Source organism: Hyphomonas johnsonii MHS-2 (genome assembly GCF_000685275.1).
Taxonomy (GTDB): Bacteria; Pseudomonadota; Alphaproteobacteria; order Caulobacterales; family Hyphomonadaceae; genus Hyphomonas; species Hyphomonas johnsonii.
In genome coordinates, this window is record NZ_ARYK01000001.1 from 763702 (window position 1) to 780416 (window position 16715).

Here is a 16715-nt window from a genome sequence, read left to right on the forward strand (position 1 = left end):
GCAGGGCAAGGCCCAGCCCCGCGTTGACAAAGGGGGAAGCGGCGCTTAAACGCCAGCGCTTGAATTGCATTCCATGAACTCCGAAAGCGAGAGGCTCTGATAAGAGCGATGAAAACCTATAACGCACCAGCAGATGTGGAGCACAAGTGGGTCGTGATTGACGCGACCGACGTCGTCATCGGACGCCTTGCTTCATATGTCGCCAAACGCCTTCGCGGCAAGCACCGGCCTGACTTTACTCCGCATATTGATACCGGCGACCATGTCGTCATCATCAATGCCGAGAAAGCCAAGTTCACCGGCAAGAAGCTTACCGACAAGATCTATTACCGGCACACCGGTTATCCGGGCGGCATCAAGTCGACAACGCCCGGGAAGATTCTCGACGGCAAGTATCCCGAGCGCGTCATTGAAATGGCCGTCAAGCGGATGATGCCCAAGGAAAGCACGCTGGCCCGGACCCAGTTCGGCAAGCTGCGCGTCTACGCCGGCGCCGAGCATCCTCACACGGCTCAACAGCCTGAAACCGTCGACTTCAAGTCGATGAATCGCAAGAACATCAAGGCGGCCTGAACCCTATGACCGATACTGCAAATTCCCTCCAGGACCTCGGCGCCGTCACCGGCGCGCCAGCCGCAGAAGCGCCTGCCGTCAAGATCGAACCGAAGATCGACGCCCAGGGCCGCGCCTATGGCACCGGTCGCCGCAAGGAAGCCACCGCCCGCGTCTGGATCAAGCCGGGTTCCGGCAAGATCACGATCAACGGCCGTGACCAGGAAACCTATTTTGCGCGCCCTGTTCTGCGCATGGTCATCGCCCAGCCGCTGATCGAAGCCGGCCGCGAAACCGAATTTGACGTCATCGCCACGGTCAAGGGCTCCGGCCTGATGGGCCAGGCTGGCGCCGTGCGTCACGGGATTTCCCGTGCCCTCGTCAATTACGAACCCGGCCTGCGCGCCGTTCTGAAGCCGTTCGGCTTCATGACCCGCGACCCGCGCGTCGTCGAACGCAAGAAGTACGGCAAGGCAAAAGCCCGCCGCAGCTTCCAGTTCTCGAAGCGCTAAAGCCGCATTCCGGCCTATTGAATTCAGGCGGGCGCTTCGGAAACGGAGCGCCCGTTTTTCATGGGCTCGAGGTCTGCGCACAGGCCTGAGCGGGCCTGGCGGCAGTGCCTGCGGGCGCTTGACCCTGCCGGTAATCTATCCGCAATCTCGATCAGGATAAGGAGAATTCGTCCGGTTAGCGGAGCGGGTGACTGGAATTTAGTGACGCGATTCAGGGTTTTGGCACCGTATTTGCGTGCCTGCACGGGTTGCTTGCCCCGTTGGGGCTTGGAAGGCGCCATGAAGTATCGTGCTGAAATTGATGGACTAAGAGCCATCGCGGTCGTGCCTGTCATGCTGTTTCACGCCGGTTTTGGCCTGTTCAGCGGCGGGTTCATTGGCGTTGACGTGTTTTTCGTGATCAGCGGCTATCTTATCACTACGCTGATCATCAACGATCTCGACGCCAGCCGGTTCAGCCTGTTGCACTTTTACGAACGAAGGGCGCGGAGAATTCTTCCCGCACTCTTCCTTGTCGTCCTGTTCTGCATCCCCGCAGCATGGTTTCTGCTCCTGCCGGAAGACCTGACGGAGTTTTCCCGCAGCCTCGTGGCTGTCGCTACCTTCTCCTCGAACATCTTCTTCTGGAAAGAGAGCGGCTATTTCTCGACCGCGATCGAACTCAGGCCGCTTGTCCACACGTGGAGCCTGGCCGTCGAAGAGCAGTTCTACATTTTCTTCCCGCTCTTGCTGATGGCGGTGTGGCGCTTCGGCAAGCGGGCAGCCGTCTGGATACTGATTGCCGGGTTCATTGCCAGCCTGGCGGTGGCGCAGTGGGCCGCCTACAACAAGCCCGAGGCGGGGTTCTACCTGTTGCCGACGCGCGGCTGGGAACTTCTGGTCGGCACGTTTGCCGCCTTCTACCTCCAGCGCGGACCTGTCAGGACGTCGACGCGCATCAACAACCTGATGTCGGCCCTGGGCCTTGCCGCCATCATCTTCTCGGTACTGATGTTCGACAAGATGACGCCATTCCCCAGCCTGTATGCCCTCGTGCCCACCGTCGGGGCGGTCCTGATCATTCTTTTCGCGTTGCAGGGAACGCTGGTGCACTGGCTGCTGTCGCTGAAGGGGGTCGTTGGCGTTGGCCTGATTTCCTACAGCGCCTATCTCTGGCACCAGCCGCTCTACGCCTTCGCGCGCCAGTACACGCTGGGCAAGCCGGGGGTGGCCGTCTTCCTGCTGCTCGGATTGCTGTCGCTGGTGCTGGCATACCTGTCATGGCGCTTCGTGGAGGCCCCGTTCAGGAAGCGTTCGAGTGCCGGCATGAGCCGGACCGTCATTTTTGGCACTGCGCTGAGCGGCATTGTCGTGATGATGTCGCTCGGGATCGGCGGGCATCTGGAACGCGGCTTTCCGGGCAGGTACCCGGCATTCCAGACCGTCAGCCAGAGCCTGGGCGACTGGGGAGATCACGATGAATGCTACCTCAACGGCGCGCAGAGTGATGCGCGGATCAGGGCGTGCGTGAACAGGCAGCCGTTCGTCTACCTGATCGGAGACAGCCATGCCGATGCCATTTCCGCGTCCGTCCGCGCGAGGATGCAGGCCGAGGGGGTCAACATGGTGACCTGGGCCTATCCGGGCTGCCTGCCTATCCGGGGCACCCTGGAGCGCCCGCGGAACAAGCAGCAGGCGTGCCAGAAATACAAGAAACAGTTTGCCAGGTACTTCGCCGAATATCCCGCGCCGGTCATCCTGTCCGCGCGCTGGCGCGCGTACATGTATGGAACGGGCTTTGACAATGGCGAAGGCGGCATCGAGTTCAGCCGGAACAATACGCAGAGCATCGTGCTGGGTGATCCGGACGGCGATCTGGATCGTCTGATCGAGAAGGAACTGATAGAATTGCGGTCGCTGGCCCCGGTGATCGTGATTGACCAGATCCCGGAAGCCGGGTGGGACGTCTACCGCAAGGTGGTCAGCCGGTCGCGCTGGAAGGGCGCCTATGACGAGATCACCACCTCCTATGACGTCTACAGGCACGCGAACGCCAGGGTGAACGCCCTGCTGGACCGGGTCGAACCCGGCATAGATGTCGTGCGCACCGCGGCGATTGTCTGCAGCGATGACACCGGACGGTGCCGCGATACAATGAACGGCTTGCCGCTCTACCGGGATGACAACCATCCGGCGCCGATTCTCGCGCACATGATCGCCGACGAAGTCTGGCACAAGCTGGAATCCCATGTCGTGCGCAAAAGTCCGGCAGACACGGGGCAGGCGGGCCTGCAGCCCATTGACGGCTTCTACTGACGCCGCGCGCACCAGCCCAGGTGTGAATTATTGGACATTGCCGACCTGAGGTGCTTGAGACAGATCCGGACTGTGGCTGCCGGCTGGCGCTCCAGCGGAAGTCCACCCGAATTGTTGTTCTGAGGCAGGAGACATACATGTCGCCGAAAGTGTTCATTGATGGCGAGGCCGGCACGACCGGCCTGCAGATTGCCGACCGGCTGCGCCAGCGCGCCGATCTTGACCTGGTCTCGATCGACCCGGCCAGGCGCAAGGACATCGACGAGCGCGCCCGCCTGATGAACATGGCCGACGCGGTCATCCTCTGCCTGCCGGATGATGCCGCGCGCCTTGGCGTGTCGCTGGTGACCAGCAAGAACACGGTCATCATCGACGCCTCCACGGCCCACCGCACGGCGGCTGGCTGGACCTATGGCTTTCCCGAAATGGACAAGGGCCAGCGTGCGGCGATCCAGGCCTCCACCCGCATCTCCAATCCCGGCTGCTATCCGACCGGCGCCATCGCCCTGGTGCGCCCGCTTGTGATGCGTGGCCTGCTGCCGGCCACCCACCCGGTCACTATCAATGCGGTGTCGGGCTACTCGGGCGGCGGCAAGGCGATGATCGCCGAATTCGAGGACGCCGATGCGCCCAATCACACCAGCGACAATTTCCGCATCTATGCCCTGTCGCAGAAGCACAAGCACCCGCCGGAAGTGATGCGTCATTGCCGGCTCGCCAACCTGCCAATGTTCACGCCGGCCGTCGGCCGGTTCGCGCAAGGCATGATCGTGGAAGTGCCGCTGCCGCTCTGGGCCCTGCCGGGCAAGCCGAAACGGGCGGACCTGCACGCTGCGCTGGCCGAGGCGTTCGATGGCGAGCGCTTCGTGCGCGTCGTGCCGCTGGCCGAGTCCGACGCGCTGACCGGGCTGGAGCCGGAAGGCTGCAACGGCACCAACCGGCTTGAACTCTATGTCTTCGGCTCGGACGAGCAGGCGCGTCTCGTTGCCCGCCTCGACAATCTCGGCAAGGGGGCGTCCGGCGCGGCGATCCAGAACCTCAACATTGCGCTGGGGCTGGACGAGTGGACGGGGCTTGAAGCCTAGGGCCTGGCGGCTATTCCAGCGGCAGCTTGATGTGCTGCAGGCGCACGCGGACATAGGAGCCCGGCGCGTCGCCAAGGCCCATGTCCTTGGGCGGGGCAGCTTTCTTCCTGGAGCCGGATTTCGGTTTCAGCCAGTCCCACCAGTAAGGCCACCACGAGCCGGGATGCTCCTCGGCCGTTTCCAGCCATTCCTCGCCGGTCGGCGTGATGTCGCCGCCGGTCCAGTGCTGGTACTTGTTGCTGTCCGGGTGGTTGACCACGCCGGCAATGTGGCCCGAGCCTGACAGGACGAACTTGGTGTCGCCGCCGAACACGGTGGCGGTGCGGTAGACGCTCTCGAACGGGCAGATATGGTCGTCGCGGCTGGCCTGGACCATGACCGGGATCTTGACGTCCTTGAGGTTCACCTTCTCGCCGAACAGCTTGAACTTGCCGCGCGACAGCTTGTTCTTCGAATAACAGTCCCGCAGGTAGCGCTTGTGCACCTTGCCCGGGATGTTGGTCTGGTCGGCGTTCCAGTACAGCAGGTCGAACGGGCGCGGTGTCTTGCCCAGCATGTACTGGTCGATCACGTAGCGCCAGACGAGGTCGATGGGGCGCAGCCAATTGAACGTCTCGTACATCATGGCGCCGGGCATCACGCCGCCATTCTCTTCGATGACACTGTCAATATAGCCGCGGCCGGGGCCGTCGGTGAACACCTTGAGGTCGCCCGCCAGTTCGAAATCCGATTGCGAGGCAAAGAAGGTGGCCGCCGCGACGCGGTCGTCGCCATTGGCGGCCATGTGCGCCAGCGTGCCCGACAGCAGCGTGCCGCCGATGCAATAGCCCACTGCGTTGAGCTTTTTCGAGCCGGACGCCTGCAGCGCCGCTTCGACAGCCGCGTAGACACCATTCTTGCTGTAATCGTCCCAGGTATAGTCCTTGGTCACCTCGTCGGCCGACCGCCACGAGACGACGAACACGGTGAGGCCCTTGTCGACCAGCCACCGGATCATCGAATTCTCTTCGCGCAGGTCGAGGATGTAGAACTTGTTGATCCAGGGCGGGAAGATCAGCAGGGGCCGCGAGTACACGGTTTCCTGCGTCGGCGCGTACTGGATCAGTTCGATCAGGTCGTTGCGGAACACGACCTTGCCGGGCGCAGTCGCGATGTTCTTGCCCAGCTCGAACGGCGTTTCGTCCGTCTGGCTGATATGCAGCTTGCCGCCGGCCTTCTTCACGTCGGCCCGCGCGAGGCGGATGCCGTTCAGCACGCTCTCGCCGCCGGTTTCGATGAAGGCGCGCAGGGCCTGCGGGTTCGTGCCCAGGTAATTGGTCGGTGACAGCGTATCGGTCAGCTGCTGGGTGAAGAACTTGGCGCGCAGGTGGATATTGTCGGGAATGTCGGGCGCATGGTCGGCCAGGCCCATCAGCCACTTGCTGTTGACCTCATAGGCCTTGCGAATGAACTTGAAGCTCGGATTGTTCTCCCATTCGGGATCGGCAAACCGCTTGTCGCGCACGGGTGGCGTGTCGCCTGACAGGGCCTCGGTCGCCATTTCCTGCCACAGCTGCATCCAGCCTTGCATCAGTTCCATATTGGCATTCATTAATGCCGTCGGGTTGCGGGCAAGGCTGTTGCCGACTTCGCGGAAGGCTTCACCGGCGCCCATCGGGTCGCCTTGTGATACCGTCCCGATCGGGCCGGAGCCTCTCAACACATCGCTGATCAGTGCATTCGACTCGGAATTGGCCAAGGCCAGCGTCGCCATCAGAACCTGCATTTGCAGGGGGTTCTGTGTCGCCATCAACTGTTTCAGCGAGGGAAGTGCAGCCTTGTTTGTGTTTTTGCCGCTCATTGGTCCCAATATCGCCTGTTTATGGTTGCGTAACTATCCTGCAGAATGTTTGTGATTTAATGAGTTTAACCATGAAAAACACGACGATTCCCCTCATAGGCGTGTCTTGTCTGCTATTAGTTGGCTGCACGAGTTCCTTTTCGAAGGCTCGGCAGGCGATTAACCAGGCACCTGACTGGTATGATGCCCGCCGCGACGAAATCGCCGGCGAAGGATACCCGCAACTTGTTGATATCCCGACGATCGCACCCGGCGCCAAGCCGGGCAAGACGCTCGCGGCCAGCGAAGAGCGCGTGGCGGCCCTCGGCAAGGAATTCGCTGCCAATGCGCGCGCCGAGCTGCCACCGGTCGGCGGCGCCGAGATCGCGCGCGTCGCCGGCGAGATCCGCCAGCAATTCGCCGGCCTCGACATGGAGTCAAATTTCCTGACGGATGCGGAAATCGCCGCCATTCGAGACAGTTTCGACGTCCCCCGGGTCACCCAGGGTCTGAAAGGCCAGAGATGAATACCGAATTCCACAAGATCCGCCGCCTGCCGCCTTATGTGTTCGAACAGGTCAACCGCACCAAGGCGGCCCTGCGGGCTGAGGGCGCCGACATCATCGACCTCGGCATGGGCAACCCCGACATGCCGACCCCGACGCACATCGTCGACAAGCTGGTCGAAACCGCTCGCCGACCAGACGTCAACGGCTATTCCGCCTCGCGCGGCATTCCCGGCCTGCGCCGCGCCGTGACCGACTATTACAAGCGCCGGTTCGGCGTTTCGCTCGACAAGGACCGGGAAGTCATCGTCACGCTCGGCTCCAAGGAAGGCTTTGCCAACCTCGCCCAGGCGATTTCCGCCCCGGGCGATGTCATCCTGTCGCCCGACCCGTCCTATCCGCTGCACTCGTTCGGCTTCATCATCGCCGGCGCCTCGATCCGCGCCGTGCCCGCGCCGTCGCCGGAAGACTACCTGCGCAACCTCGAAAAGGCCGTGAAACACTGCGTGCCGCCGCCCACCGCGATGGTGCTCTGCTATCCGTCCAACCCGACAGCAGACGTCTGCGATCTCGAATTCTACAAGGACGCGGTCAAGTTCGCGAAAAAGCACGATCTCTGGATCCTGTCGGACCTCGCCTATAACGAAATCTATTTCGAGGAGCCGACGCCCTCGATCCTCCAGGTCAACGGCGCCAAGGACATCGCGGTGGAATTCACCACCATGTCCAAGACCTATTCCATGGCCGGCTGGCGCATGGGCTTCGTCGCAGGCAACGAGACGCTGATCTCGGCCCTCGCGCGGGTCAAATCCTATCTCGATTATGGTGCCTACACGCCGATCCAGGTGGCTGCCGTGGCCGCTCTTGACGGCCCGCAGGATTGCGTCGACGAGTTCCGCCAGATCTACAAGCAACGCCGCGACGTTCTGGTCGAAAGCTTCGGCCGGGCCGGCTGGGCCATCCCCAGCCCCAAGGCCTCGATGTTCGCCTGGGCACCGATCCCGGAACCGCTGCGTGATCTTGGCAGTCTCGAATTTGCACTGATGCTGATGAACGAGGCGCATGTCGCCGTCGCGCCGGGGGCCGGGTTTGGCGAGCATGGTGACGGCCATGTCCGCATCGCCCTGGTCGAAAACGAGCAACGCATCCGCCAGGCCGCGCGAAATATCCGCAAGTTCATGGCCCGGCACGGTGTCACCGAGCAGGTGACGGCCGCCGCCGAATAGGCGCTCCCTGAGGGCAGGTCCGGGCGCTGACATGTCGCCCCTTCCGCCTGCCGCGGGTCCTTTCCGGGGCCCGCCACCCCTTCTGCCAATCAAATGCATGGAACTTGACGGCGCCCAGATTGGCGCTCAGGAATGCTGGTGGGCGGTCGCCCCGGTGGGTGGCCGATTGCGGGAGGGCAACCGGATGGACACCTATAAATCAACATTCTCGATCAAGCGGCTCTGGATCATTTTGACCGTCGGAATGGTCGTCATGTTCGGGGTGCTCTTGTATCTCGGCAAGGAAATCTACCACGAAAAGCCGCCCATCCCGTCAGCCGTCATATCCGAGGACGGAACAACCCTTTATACCAAGGACAATATTCAGAACGGCCAGAATATCTGGCAGTCGATCGGCGGCATGCAGCAAGGCTCGATCTGGGGACACGGTGGCTACCTTGCGCCCGACTGGAGCGCCGACTGGCTGCACCGCGAAGCCGAAACCCTGATCGCCATTTCCGGGCAGGCTGATACCGGCGCGGCGGGTAACGTCAGCGACGACACGATCAGCGCCATGCACAAGCTGGCCGTGCAGCAGGAAATGCGCCGCAATACCTACGACCCGGACACCGGCGTGATTTTGGTCAGCGCCAACCGGGCGCAGGCAATCAATGCCGTGGAAGCCCATTATGTCAGGCTGTATGTCGGTGCGGACCAGGAAGCCCTCGACCTGCGCCGCGAATATGCGTTCCCGCTGAACGCCGTCCTGACCGAAGCCGAGGCGCATGATCTCTCGGCCTTCTATTTCTGGACATCGTGGAGCGCCGCGACCAACCGGCCCGGCAAGGACATCACCTATACCAGCAACTGGCCGCACGAGCCCCTGGTCGGCAACACGCCAACCACCGGCACGCTGATGTGGAGCCTTGCGTCGATCATCATCCTGCTCGCCGGGGTCGGCGCGCTGGTCTGGTATTATGCCAAGCAATTCACCGTATGGGACGCCGATCAGGAACCCGAAACCGGCTTTGCCGAACACGACATCATGGACTCGGCCACGATCACGCCGTCCATGCGGGCAACCGCCAAGTATTTCTGGCTCGTCTGCGCCATGTTTGCCGCGCAGGTCCTGCTGGGCATTCTCACGGCGCACTATGCGGTTGAAGGGCAGGGCCTGTACGGCCTGCCATTTGCCGACTACCTGCCATATGCGGTCACCCGCACGTGGCACACCCAGCTTGCCGTGCTCTGGATTGCCACGGCATGGCTGGCGACCGGGCTGTATGTCGGGCCGATGCTGGCAGGCAAGGATCCCAAGTTCCAGACACTTGGCGTCAATTTCCTGTTCGGCAGCCTGTTCGTCATCGTGGTCGGCTCGTTCGCCGGGCAATGGGCCGCCGTGCACCGGTTCTTCGACAACCTGACGGCCAATTTCTGGTTCGGCCACCAGGGCTATGAATATGTCGACCTTGGCCGGTTCTGGCAGATCTATCTGACCATCGGCCTGTTCCTGTGGGTGGCGCTGGTCCTGCGCGCCCTCTGGCCGGTCCTCACCCGCGAAAAGAACCGTTCACTGATCTTCCTTGTCCTGATTTCGGCGATTGCCATCGGCCTCCTGTATGCGGCCGGCCTGCTGTGGGGCGAACATACGCATATTTCGATCATGGAATACTGGCGCTGGTGGGTGGTGCATCTGTGGGTCGAGGGCATCTTCGAGGTCTTCGCCACGGCAATCATCTCGCTGCTCCTCGTTCGCATGGGATTGCTGCGCAGCATGACAGCCACCGTCATGGTCCTGTTCGCGACGATCATCTTCCTGTTCGGCGGGGTGCTGGGCACGTTCCACCACCTCTATTTCAGTGGCACGCCGACATCGGTGATCGCGGTCGGCGCGGCCATCTCGGCCCTGGAAGTCGTTCCGCTCCTGGTCGTCGGGTTTGAGGCCTACAGCCGGGCCAAGATCGAACACGAGCGCGCGTGGGAAGAGAATTACCGCTGGCCGTTCATGTTCTTTGCCGCAGTTCTGTTCTGGAACCTGGTCGGGGCAGGCCTGTTCGGCTTCCTGATCAATCCGCCGATTGCGCTCTATTACATGCAAGGCCTGAACACGACGGCCAATCACGGCCACGCGGCCCTGTTCGGCGTCTACGGCATGCTGGGGCTTGGCCTGATGCTCTATTGCCTGCGCGGCCTCACCGATGTCAGGCAGTGGAACCACAAGCTCCTGAAAATTGCGTTCTGGTCGCTCAATATCGGCCTGGGCATGATGACATTCCTGTCACTCCTGCCCCAGGGCATCTGGCAGACCTATGCCAGCGTGGAACACGGCTATGCCTACGCCCGCACGGCCGAATTCATGCACAGTCCCCTCATGGAGGGCCTCGTGTGGATGCGCGTGCCCGGAGACATCGTGTTCAGTGTCGGCGTCGGCTATTTCTGCTACTTCGTCTTCAAGGCGACAATCGCCAAACGCTTAGTGGCGACGGAGGTTCAGGCCTGATCCTGCGGTAAAAACCACAGCAAGACCCACCGCTGCCGCGCCCCGCCACCACGGGCCGGCGCGGTGTCCGATCCTGTGCACCAGCACCCGCCAGACCGGGGAACCGGGGCGGGGGGCCTTCCCCCGGCGCGGCAAACCCGCTAGGCACCTGCCCGCACACACAGTAATTGAAGGGGCCAGTCTTGAGGCCGTTGAAAATAGGTATTGCAGGTCTCGGCCATGTCGGCTGCGGGTTGATCGAACTGGTCGAGCGCCAGGAGCGCCTGCGGCTGCCCGGACAGGTCGAGATCACCGGCGTCAATGCGCGCAGCCAGAATCGCAACCGGACGGTCGATACCAGCAAGTATCGCTGGTTCGATGACGCCGCGACGCTGGCCCAGGACGAGAATGTCGATGTATTCGTCGAACTCATCGGCGGCTCCGACGGCCCGGCCAGGGTCGCCGTGGAATCCGCGCTCAAGGCCGGCAAGCATGTCATCACGGCCAACAAGGCCCTGATGGCCAAGCATGGCATGGCGCTGGCCGCCCTGGCCGATGAAAAAGGCGTCGACCTCCTGTTCGAAGCCGCTGTCGCGGGCGGCATCCCCGTGGTGCGCGTCCTGCGCGACAGCCTTGCCGGCGTGGAAGTGACCCGCGTTGCCGGCATTCTCAACGGCACCTGCAACTTCCTGACGACGACCATGCTGCAGACCGGCCGGTCGTATGACGAGGTGCTCGAAGAGGCGCAGAAGCTCGGCTATGCCGAGGCCGACCCGACGCTCGACGTCTCCGGCATGGACGCGGCCCACAAGGCCGCCATCCTCTCCGCCATCGCGTTTTCCGCCGATCTCGACTTCTCCAAGGTCAGCGTCTCCGGCGTCGACCAGATCGACCTGCTGGACCTCAAGCTCGCAGACCGCCTTGGCCTGCGCATCAAGCTCATCGCCGAAGGCCTGCTCACCGAGGACGGTGTCGTCTGCCGGGTCGAACCGATGGCCCTGTCGGCAAACCACCCGCTTGCCCGCGTCAATGGCTCGCTCAACACGGTCCGCATCGAGGGCGACCCCGTCGGGGCGATCACCCTGACCGGACCGGGGGCAGGCGCCGGGCCGACTGCCAGCGCCGTCATGGGCGATGTGGCGAAACTGTTCCGGCCGGCCATCCGTCCGGCCTTCGGCCGCGCCGAACACCACACGGCCCGCCCGTTCGTGGCCGCCAGCGGGGACGAAACCTCCGCTTTCTTCCTGCGCGTCCGCCTTGCCGACAAGTCGGGTGCACTCGCTGCGCTGACCGAGGCGCTCGCGGCCGAAGGTGTATCGGTCAACCAGTTGCTGCAGGATTCGGCGGATGACAGCGGGGCCAGCCCGGTCGCGATTGTCACCCATCGCTGCCCGCGCAGCCATATGCGTGCCGCCCTCGTGCGGCTCGAAAAATTGACTATGCTGATTGACGCGCCGCGTCTGATCCGTATCGAAACAGCTAGCTAATTGGTAGAAAACATTACGCCAGACAGGATTCTGGCGTGTCAGGGGATACTAAACCATGGAAAATAACGTTCTGACGCCAGGTCTCGCCGACGCAATGGTTCGCGTCACCGAACTCGCCGCGATTGCTGCGGCCGGGGAAGTCGGTCGCGGAGACGAGAAAAAGGCAGATGCCGCCGCCGTCGATGCCATGCGCACCGCGTTCAACGCCGTCGACTTCAAGGGCCGCGTCGTCATCGGCGAAGGCGAGCGCGACGAAGCGCCCATGCTGTACATCGGCGAGGAAGTCGGCACGCGCACCGGCCCGGAGATCGACATCGCCCTGGACCCGCTGGAAGGCACCACGCTGACGGCCAAGGCCATGGCGAACGCGCTGGCCGTCCTTGCCATCTCGCCGCGCGGCGGCCTGCTGCACGCACCTGACACCTATATGGACAAGGTCGCCATCGGCCCCGGCTATCCGGAAGGCATCATCAACCTCGAGGCGACGCCCGCCGAGAACATCACCGCCCTCGCCAAGTTCAAGGGCGTGCCGGTTTCGGAAATGACCGCCATGGTCCTCGACCGGCCGCGCCATGAAGACACGATCGCCAGCCTGCGCGATGTCGGCGCCCGTATCGCCCTGATCACCGATGGCGACGTGGCCGGCATCATCGCCACGACCAACCCGCAGGCCGGTGTCGACTTCTATGTCGGGTCCGGCGGCGCCCCTGAAGGCGTCCTCGCCGCAGCTGCCCTGAAATGCGTTGGCGGCCAGATGTACGGTCGCCTCATCTTCCGCAATGACGACGAGCGCAAACGCGCCAGCCGCGTCGGGATCACGGACTTCGACAAGACCTATTCCCTGAACGAACTGGCCTCCGGCGATACAGTCTTCTGTGCAACCGGCGTCACCAATGGCAGCCTGCTCGATGGCGTGAAGCATGGTGGCGGCCGCGTCCACACGCACACGCTGGTGATGACCTCTGCCGATGGCATGGTCCGCTACGTGCGCTCCGACCGGCGGTCCTGAAGCCGAGACCACCCGCCCATCCCTGTGTTAAGCTGGCCTTCCTGATTCTCTCGAAGGACACCGCCACGCATGGGCCAAGCCGCGCGCCAGACCAGTTCCCGCCTGTTTTCCGTCGATTCCTCGGCGACCGGGCGATTCTGGACGATGGAGGAGACTGACGAGGCCCTGGTCCGGCGGCTCGCGCCCAGTGTCGGCGGCTCGGACCTGCTCGCCCGCCTGCTCGCCACCCGCGGCGTCGACCCCGCGCATGCGGCCAGCTATCTCGCCCCGACCCTGCGCGACTTCTTTCCGGACCCGTCCAGTTTTGCCGACATGGACAAGGCCGTCGCCATCATCCTCGACGCCATCCTGGAAAAGAAGCGCGTCACGGTCTTCGCCGACTATGACGTCGACGGCGGCACCTCGTCAGCCATCCTCGCGCGCTATTTCCGCGCCTGGGGTCAGGATCTCGGCCTCTATGTGCCCGACCGGCTGGAAGAGGGCTACGGACCCTCACCCGCCGCCTTCCGCCACCTCAAGGAGACCGGGTCAGACCTCGTCATCACCGTCGACTGCGGCGCGGCAGCGACGCTGGCGCTGGAAGAGGCGGCGGCCATCGGCCTGCCGGTTGTCGTGATCGACCACCACCTGATGTCCGGGGCGCACCCGCCGTCGGCGGCGCTGGTCAATCCGAACCGGCCTGACGACACGTCCGGCTGCGGCCACCTTGCAGCGGCCGGCGTCGTTTTTGTCTTCGTTGCGGCCCTGAACCGGCTCGCCCGCGAACGCGGCATCGCGCCGGATGGCGGCCTGCCCGACATCATGCCGCTGCTTGACCTCTGCGCCCTCGGCACGCTGTGCGACATGGCCCCGCTGCACGGCGTCAACCGCGCCTTTGTCCGCCAGGGCCTGACGATGATGGCCCGCGACCAGAATCCCGGCCTGCGTGCCCTTGCCGACGTGGCCGGCATCGGCAAGACCGAGACCGTCTACCACGCGACCTTCATGCTTGGCCCGCGCCTCAATGCCGGGGGCAGGGTGGGCGACCCCTGGATCGCCGCCAAGCTGCTGGCCACCGACGATCGCCGCGAAGCGATCGATCTCGCCGAACGCCTCCACGCGCTCAACGACGAACGCAAGGCCGTCGAAAGCGCCATTCTCGACCAGGCCATGACCCAGGCCGAACAGGCGCTGGCCAGCAATCCGGAGCGCGGCATTCTCGTCGCCAGCGGCGAAGGCTGGCATCCGGGCGTGATCGGCATCGTCGCCGGCCGCCTGAAGGACCGCTACCACCTGCCCACAATCGTCATCGGCTGGGGCGAAGGCCTTGGGCCGGTCGCCAAGGGCTCGGGCCGGTCGGTGCCCGGCGTCAATATCGGCGACGCCATCTCCACGGCTGCCCGCGAGGGCATCATCCTTTCCGGCGGCGGCCACGCCATGGCAGGGGGCCTCAGCCTCGAGCCGTCCCAGATCGCGGCCTTTGACGCCTGGATGGTCGCCCACATGGCGCAATTCTCTGCCGAGCGCACGGCGGCCCTCGAGTTCCGAATCGATGCTGTCCTCTCGCCGGGCGCTGCCAGCCCCGCCCTGGTGGACCAGATCGCCCAGATCGGCCCCTTCGGTGTCGGCTCGCCGGAACCGGTTTTTGCCCTGCAATCTGTGCATGTCACGGGCGTCAGGCAGGTCGGCGTGAACCATTTGCGCTTCATCGCGGAAGACGCCAGCGGCCGCATCGAATGCATCGCCTGGCGCAGCGCCGACGCCCCTCTTGGCCATGTCCTGGGGCAGGGCGGCCGGGTGCATGTCGCGGGGCGGCTGAAGGCCGACGAATGGAATGGCCGGCGCCGCGTGCAGCTTGATGTGGCCGATGCCGCGCCGGCATGACTTATCTGCAGGTCGCCGACCAGATGCGGGTTGCCCAAGTCTGAAACAGCCGCTATATCGCCTCTTCGCAAAGCCGGTGCGGTCCCTTCGTCTATCGGTTAGGACGTCAGGTTTTCAACCTGAAAAGAGGGGTTCGACTCCCCTAGGGACTGCCACCGCTTTGTTTTCCTCAGAAATCGTCGCGCAATTGTTTCGCCTGCAGCGGAATTCCGAACAGCCATAACAATACAATCCAATGGGTTGGGAGGCGGGCGCCTCCCGGCGGCCTCGTCGTTTGGCACTGGGCCTGCGATGTGATGAAAAGCGGATGCTGCGCCACTGCAGCAGCGGCATCGGTGGCATCAGGTGAGGGTGCGCGACTGGCGGCCCAGCCGTTGCGCCGCTAATGTGGGTTGAGGGAAAACCGGAATTTCGATGCAAAAAGGGATTTGATAATCCGCGCGATACAGGAAAGCTGTGCCCTGATTCCCCCGGACCTTGAGGATAGAGCCTTTGAAACTGCAAAAAGCGACCTTCGAAGCACTGACAACGGCGAGAAGCTGGTGCCAGTCCGAAGAGGAAGTCCAAAATTGGGCCGGCAATGTGATTCAGCAGTCGGCCGGCCCCGAGGAATTGCGCCAGTACTGGGATTCAGGCGTCGAGAACGTGGCCAACAAGGAGGCGTGGGCGCTGGTTTCGGACAAAGGCGACCTCGCCGGATATGCAGAGATTGCATCCATTGATCCCGTCCACAGGTCATGCCGATTGGAGAAGTTCATCATCGGCCCGAAGGAGCTGCGCGGCCAGGGGCTGGGCTTCGGATTTCTGGACCTTCTCAAGAATCACGTATTTTCTGAGTTGGATGCTCACCGGTTTGAGCTGCTGGTGATCGAACGCAACGCTGGCGCCAGACACCTTTACGAGAAGTCGGGGTTCGAGGTTGAGGGCAAGCTGAGAGACGCCAGATTCTACGCGGGGGAATTTCACAACATGGAAATGATGGCCTGCATCAGCATGACGTAGGCACATCCGAAACAGGGCAGGGGGAGTGCCATGGAAGTTATTGTTACGATTATTGTCGCCTTGATCAGTCTGATCGTGGGGTGGCCGCAAATTCGGAAACAATGGAAGGAATACCGGAACGACAAGAAAAAGAAGCAAAAGGGCCGCCAGTCAAAACTTGAGACGGTTCTGGGCGCAAACAGGTTGAAGGTTGGCGTCATACCGTTTCCGCCGCTTGCCGACTATGACCGCCTTGGCAAGGGCGCGTGGACCTATTCAGGCCTGTACAAGGCCGTTTTCGATGACATCGGCAATCGGCTTGGGCTCGATGTCGAATACTGCCCGGCTCGCAATGACAAGGCTTTTGACCTGCTCAATGGTGACAAGGTCGATGTCATCGCCTGCCTCATTCGAAATTCCCAGCGTGTCCGAAAGGCCGACTTCGCGCTTCTGCGTCACACGCTGTCGCTCAATGGCCTGTGCCGAAGTGGCGATGAGCGGCTCCTGACGATGAGCGGTATTCGGGATCACGACGTCCGGATCGTGACGGTCAGCGGCGAGATAGGCAGTACGGCAATTCTGGATTTCGGGATTGATGAGAGCCAGCTCACCGTCATGCAAACCGATGAAGTATCGGACATTTTTCATCTGGTCGAAAACAATGCCGCAGACGTCGCAATCACGGACGGCATTACGTGCAAGCAGTACCTTGATGACAACACCACCCAGACAAACCTCGAGTTTGCATTCAGGGGAACGCCCCTGCTTGTCGATGCGTGCGGCCTGATGACTAAGCAGGCGCAGCCCAGGTTTTCCGAATGGCTGAAACGGGAAGTCGAGATCTCGTTTTCGAACAAGGATCTTGCCGCGATGGAAAATGCCCTGCTCGAGCAGTTCCCGGGCGTCCTGAACCGTATGTGAT

The 16715-nt window shown here is 62.9% G+C and carries 13 protein-coding genes and 1 tRNA gene; 13 read left to right on the forward strand and 1 reads right to left on the reverse strand.

Features of this window, described 5'->3' with window-relative positions; translation table 11 throughout:
• Positions 1-108: 108 nt before the first annotated feature.
• The 4 genes from rplM (at position 109) to argC (ending at position 4444) form a co-directional block, all read left to right on the forward strand.
• Entirely contained in the window at positions 109-573 is a 465-nt protein-coding gene (gene rplM, locus HJO_RS03595) for a 50S ribosomal protein L13 (protein ID WP_035613564.1), read from the forward strand.
• A gap of 5 nt (positions 574-578) precedes the next feature.
• Positions 579-1064: a 30S ribosomal protein S9 gene (rpsI, locus tag HJO_RS03600; protein WP_035613566.1), complete on the forward strand. Its 486-nt coding sequence runs from the start codon at positions 579-581 to the stop codon at positions 1062-1064.
• 279 nt (positions 1065-1343) lie between these two features.
• Complete coding sequence (locus HJO_RS03605) at positions 1344-3359, forward strand: acyltransferase family protein (RefSeq protein ID WP_156945401.1); 2016 nt, start codon at positions 1344-1346, stop codon at positions 3357-3359.
• A gap of 137 nt (positions 3360-3496) precedes the next feature.
• Positions 3497-4444, forward strand: a complete 948-nt coding sequence (gene argC, locus HJO_RS03610; RefSeq protein WP_035613568.1) for an N-acetyl-gamma-glutamyl-phosphate reductase — start codon at positions 3497-3499, stop codon at positions 4442-4444.
• Positions 4445-4454: 10 nt separating this feature from the next.
• On the opposite strand, the gene HJO_RS03615 is transcribed toward argC, so the two are convergent.
• Positions 4455-6284, reverse strand: a complete 1830-nt coding sequence (locus tag HJO_RS03615) for a PHA/PHB synthase family protein (protein WP_035613570.1) — start codon at positions 6282-6284, stop codon at positions 4455-4457.
• 71 nt (positions 6285-6355) lie between these two features.
• On the opposite strand from HJO_RS03615, the gene HJO_RS03620 reads away from it, so the two are divergent.
• From HJO_RS03620 to HJO_RS03660, 9 genes are all read left to right on the forward strand, one after another.
• Positions 6356-6790 (forward strand): hypothetical protein, encoded by a 435-nt coding sequence (locus HJO_RS03620; RefSeq protein ID WP_035613572.1) that lies wholly within the window; start codon positions 6356-6358, stop codon positions 6788-6790.
• Entirely contained in the window at positions 6787-7995 is a 1209-nt protein-coding gene (locus tag HJO_RS03625; protein WP_035613573.1) for an LL-diaminopimelate aminotransferase, read from the forward strand. Before HJO_RS03620 ends, HJO_RS03625 begins: the two co-directional genes overlap by 4 nt.
• A gap of 184 nt (positions 7996-8179) precedes the next feature.
• Positions 8180-10474, forward strand: a complete 2295-nt coding sequence (locus HJO_RS03630; RefSeq protein WP_035614433.1) for a nitric-oxide reductase large subunit — start codon at positions 8180-8182, stop codon at positions 10472-10474.
• A 191-nt stretch (positions 10475-10665) separates the two neighbouring features.
• On the forward strand, positions 10666-11940 hold the full coding sequence (locus HJO_RS03635; RefSeq protein WP_241764655.1) for a homoserine dehydrogenase: 1275 nt from the start codon (positions 10666-10668) through the stop codon (positions 11938-11940).
• A 55-nt stretch (positions 11941-11995) separates the two neighbouring features.
• Entirely contained in the window at positions 11996-12949 is a 954-nt protein-coding gene (gene glpX / locus HJO_RS03640; protein ID WP_035613576.1) for a class II fructose-bisphosphatase, read from the forward strand.
• Positions 12950-13018: 69 nt separating this feature from the next.
• Positions 13019-14812 carry a single-stranded-DNA-specific exonuclease RecJ gene (recJ, locus tag HJO_RS03645; protein WP_035613578.1) on the forward strand — a complete coding sequence of 598 codons (1794 nt, stop codon included), beginning with the start codon at positions 13019-13021 and terminating at the stop codon, positions 14810-14812.
• Positions 14813-14892: 80 nt separating this feature from the next.
• Positions 14893-14967 (forward strand) — tRNA-Glu (locus HJO_RS03650).
• A gap of 337 nt (positions 14968-15304) precedes the next feature.
• Positions 15305-15814 (forward strand): GNAT family N-acetyltransferase, encoded by a 510-nt coding sequence (locus HJO_RS03655; RefSeq protein WP_035613579.1) that lies wholly within the window; start codon positions 15305-15307, stop codon positions 15812-15814.
• 30 nt (positions 15815-15844) lie between these two features.
• Positions 15845-16714, forward strand: coding sequence for a substrate-binding periplasmic protein (locus HJO_RS03660; protein ID WP_035613582.1), 870 nt, complete (start codon positions 15845-15847; stop codon positions 16712-16714).
• The last annotated feature ends 1 nt before the right edge of the window (position 16715 follow it).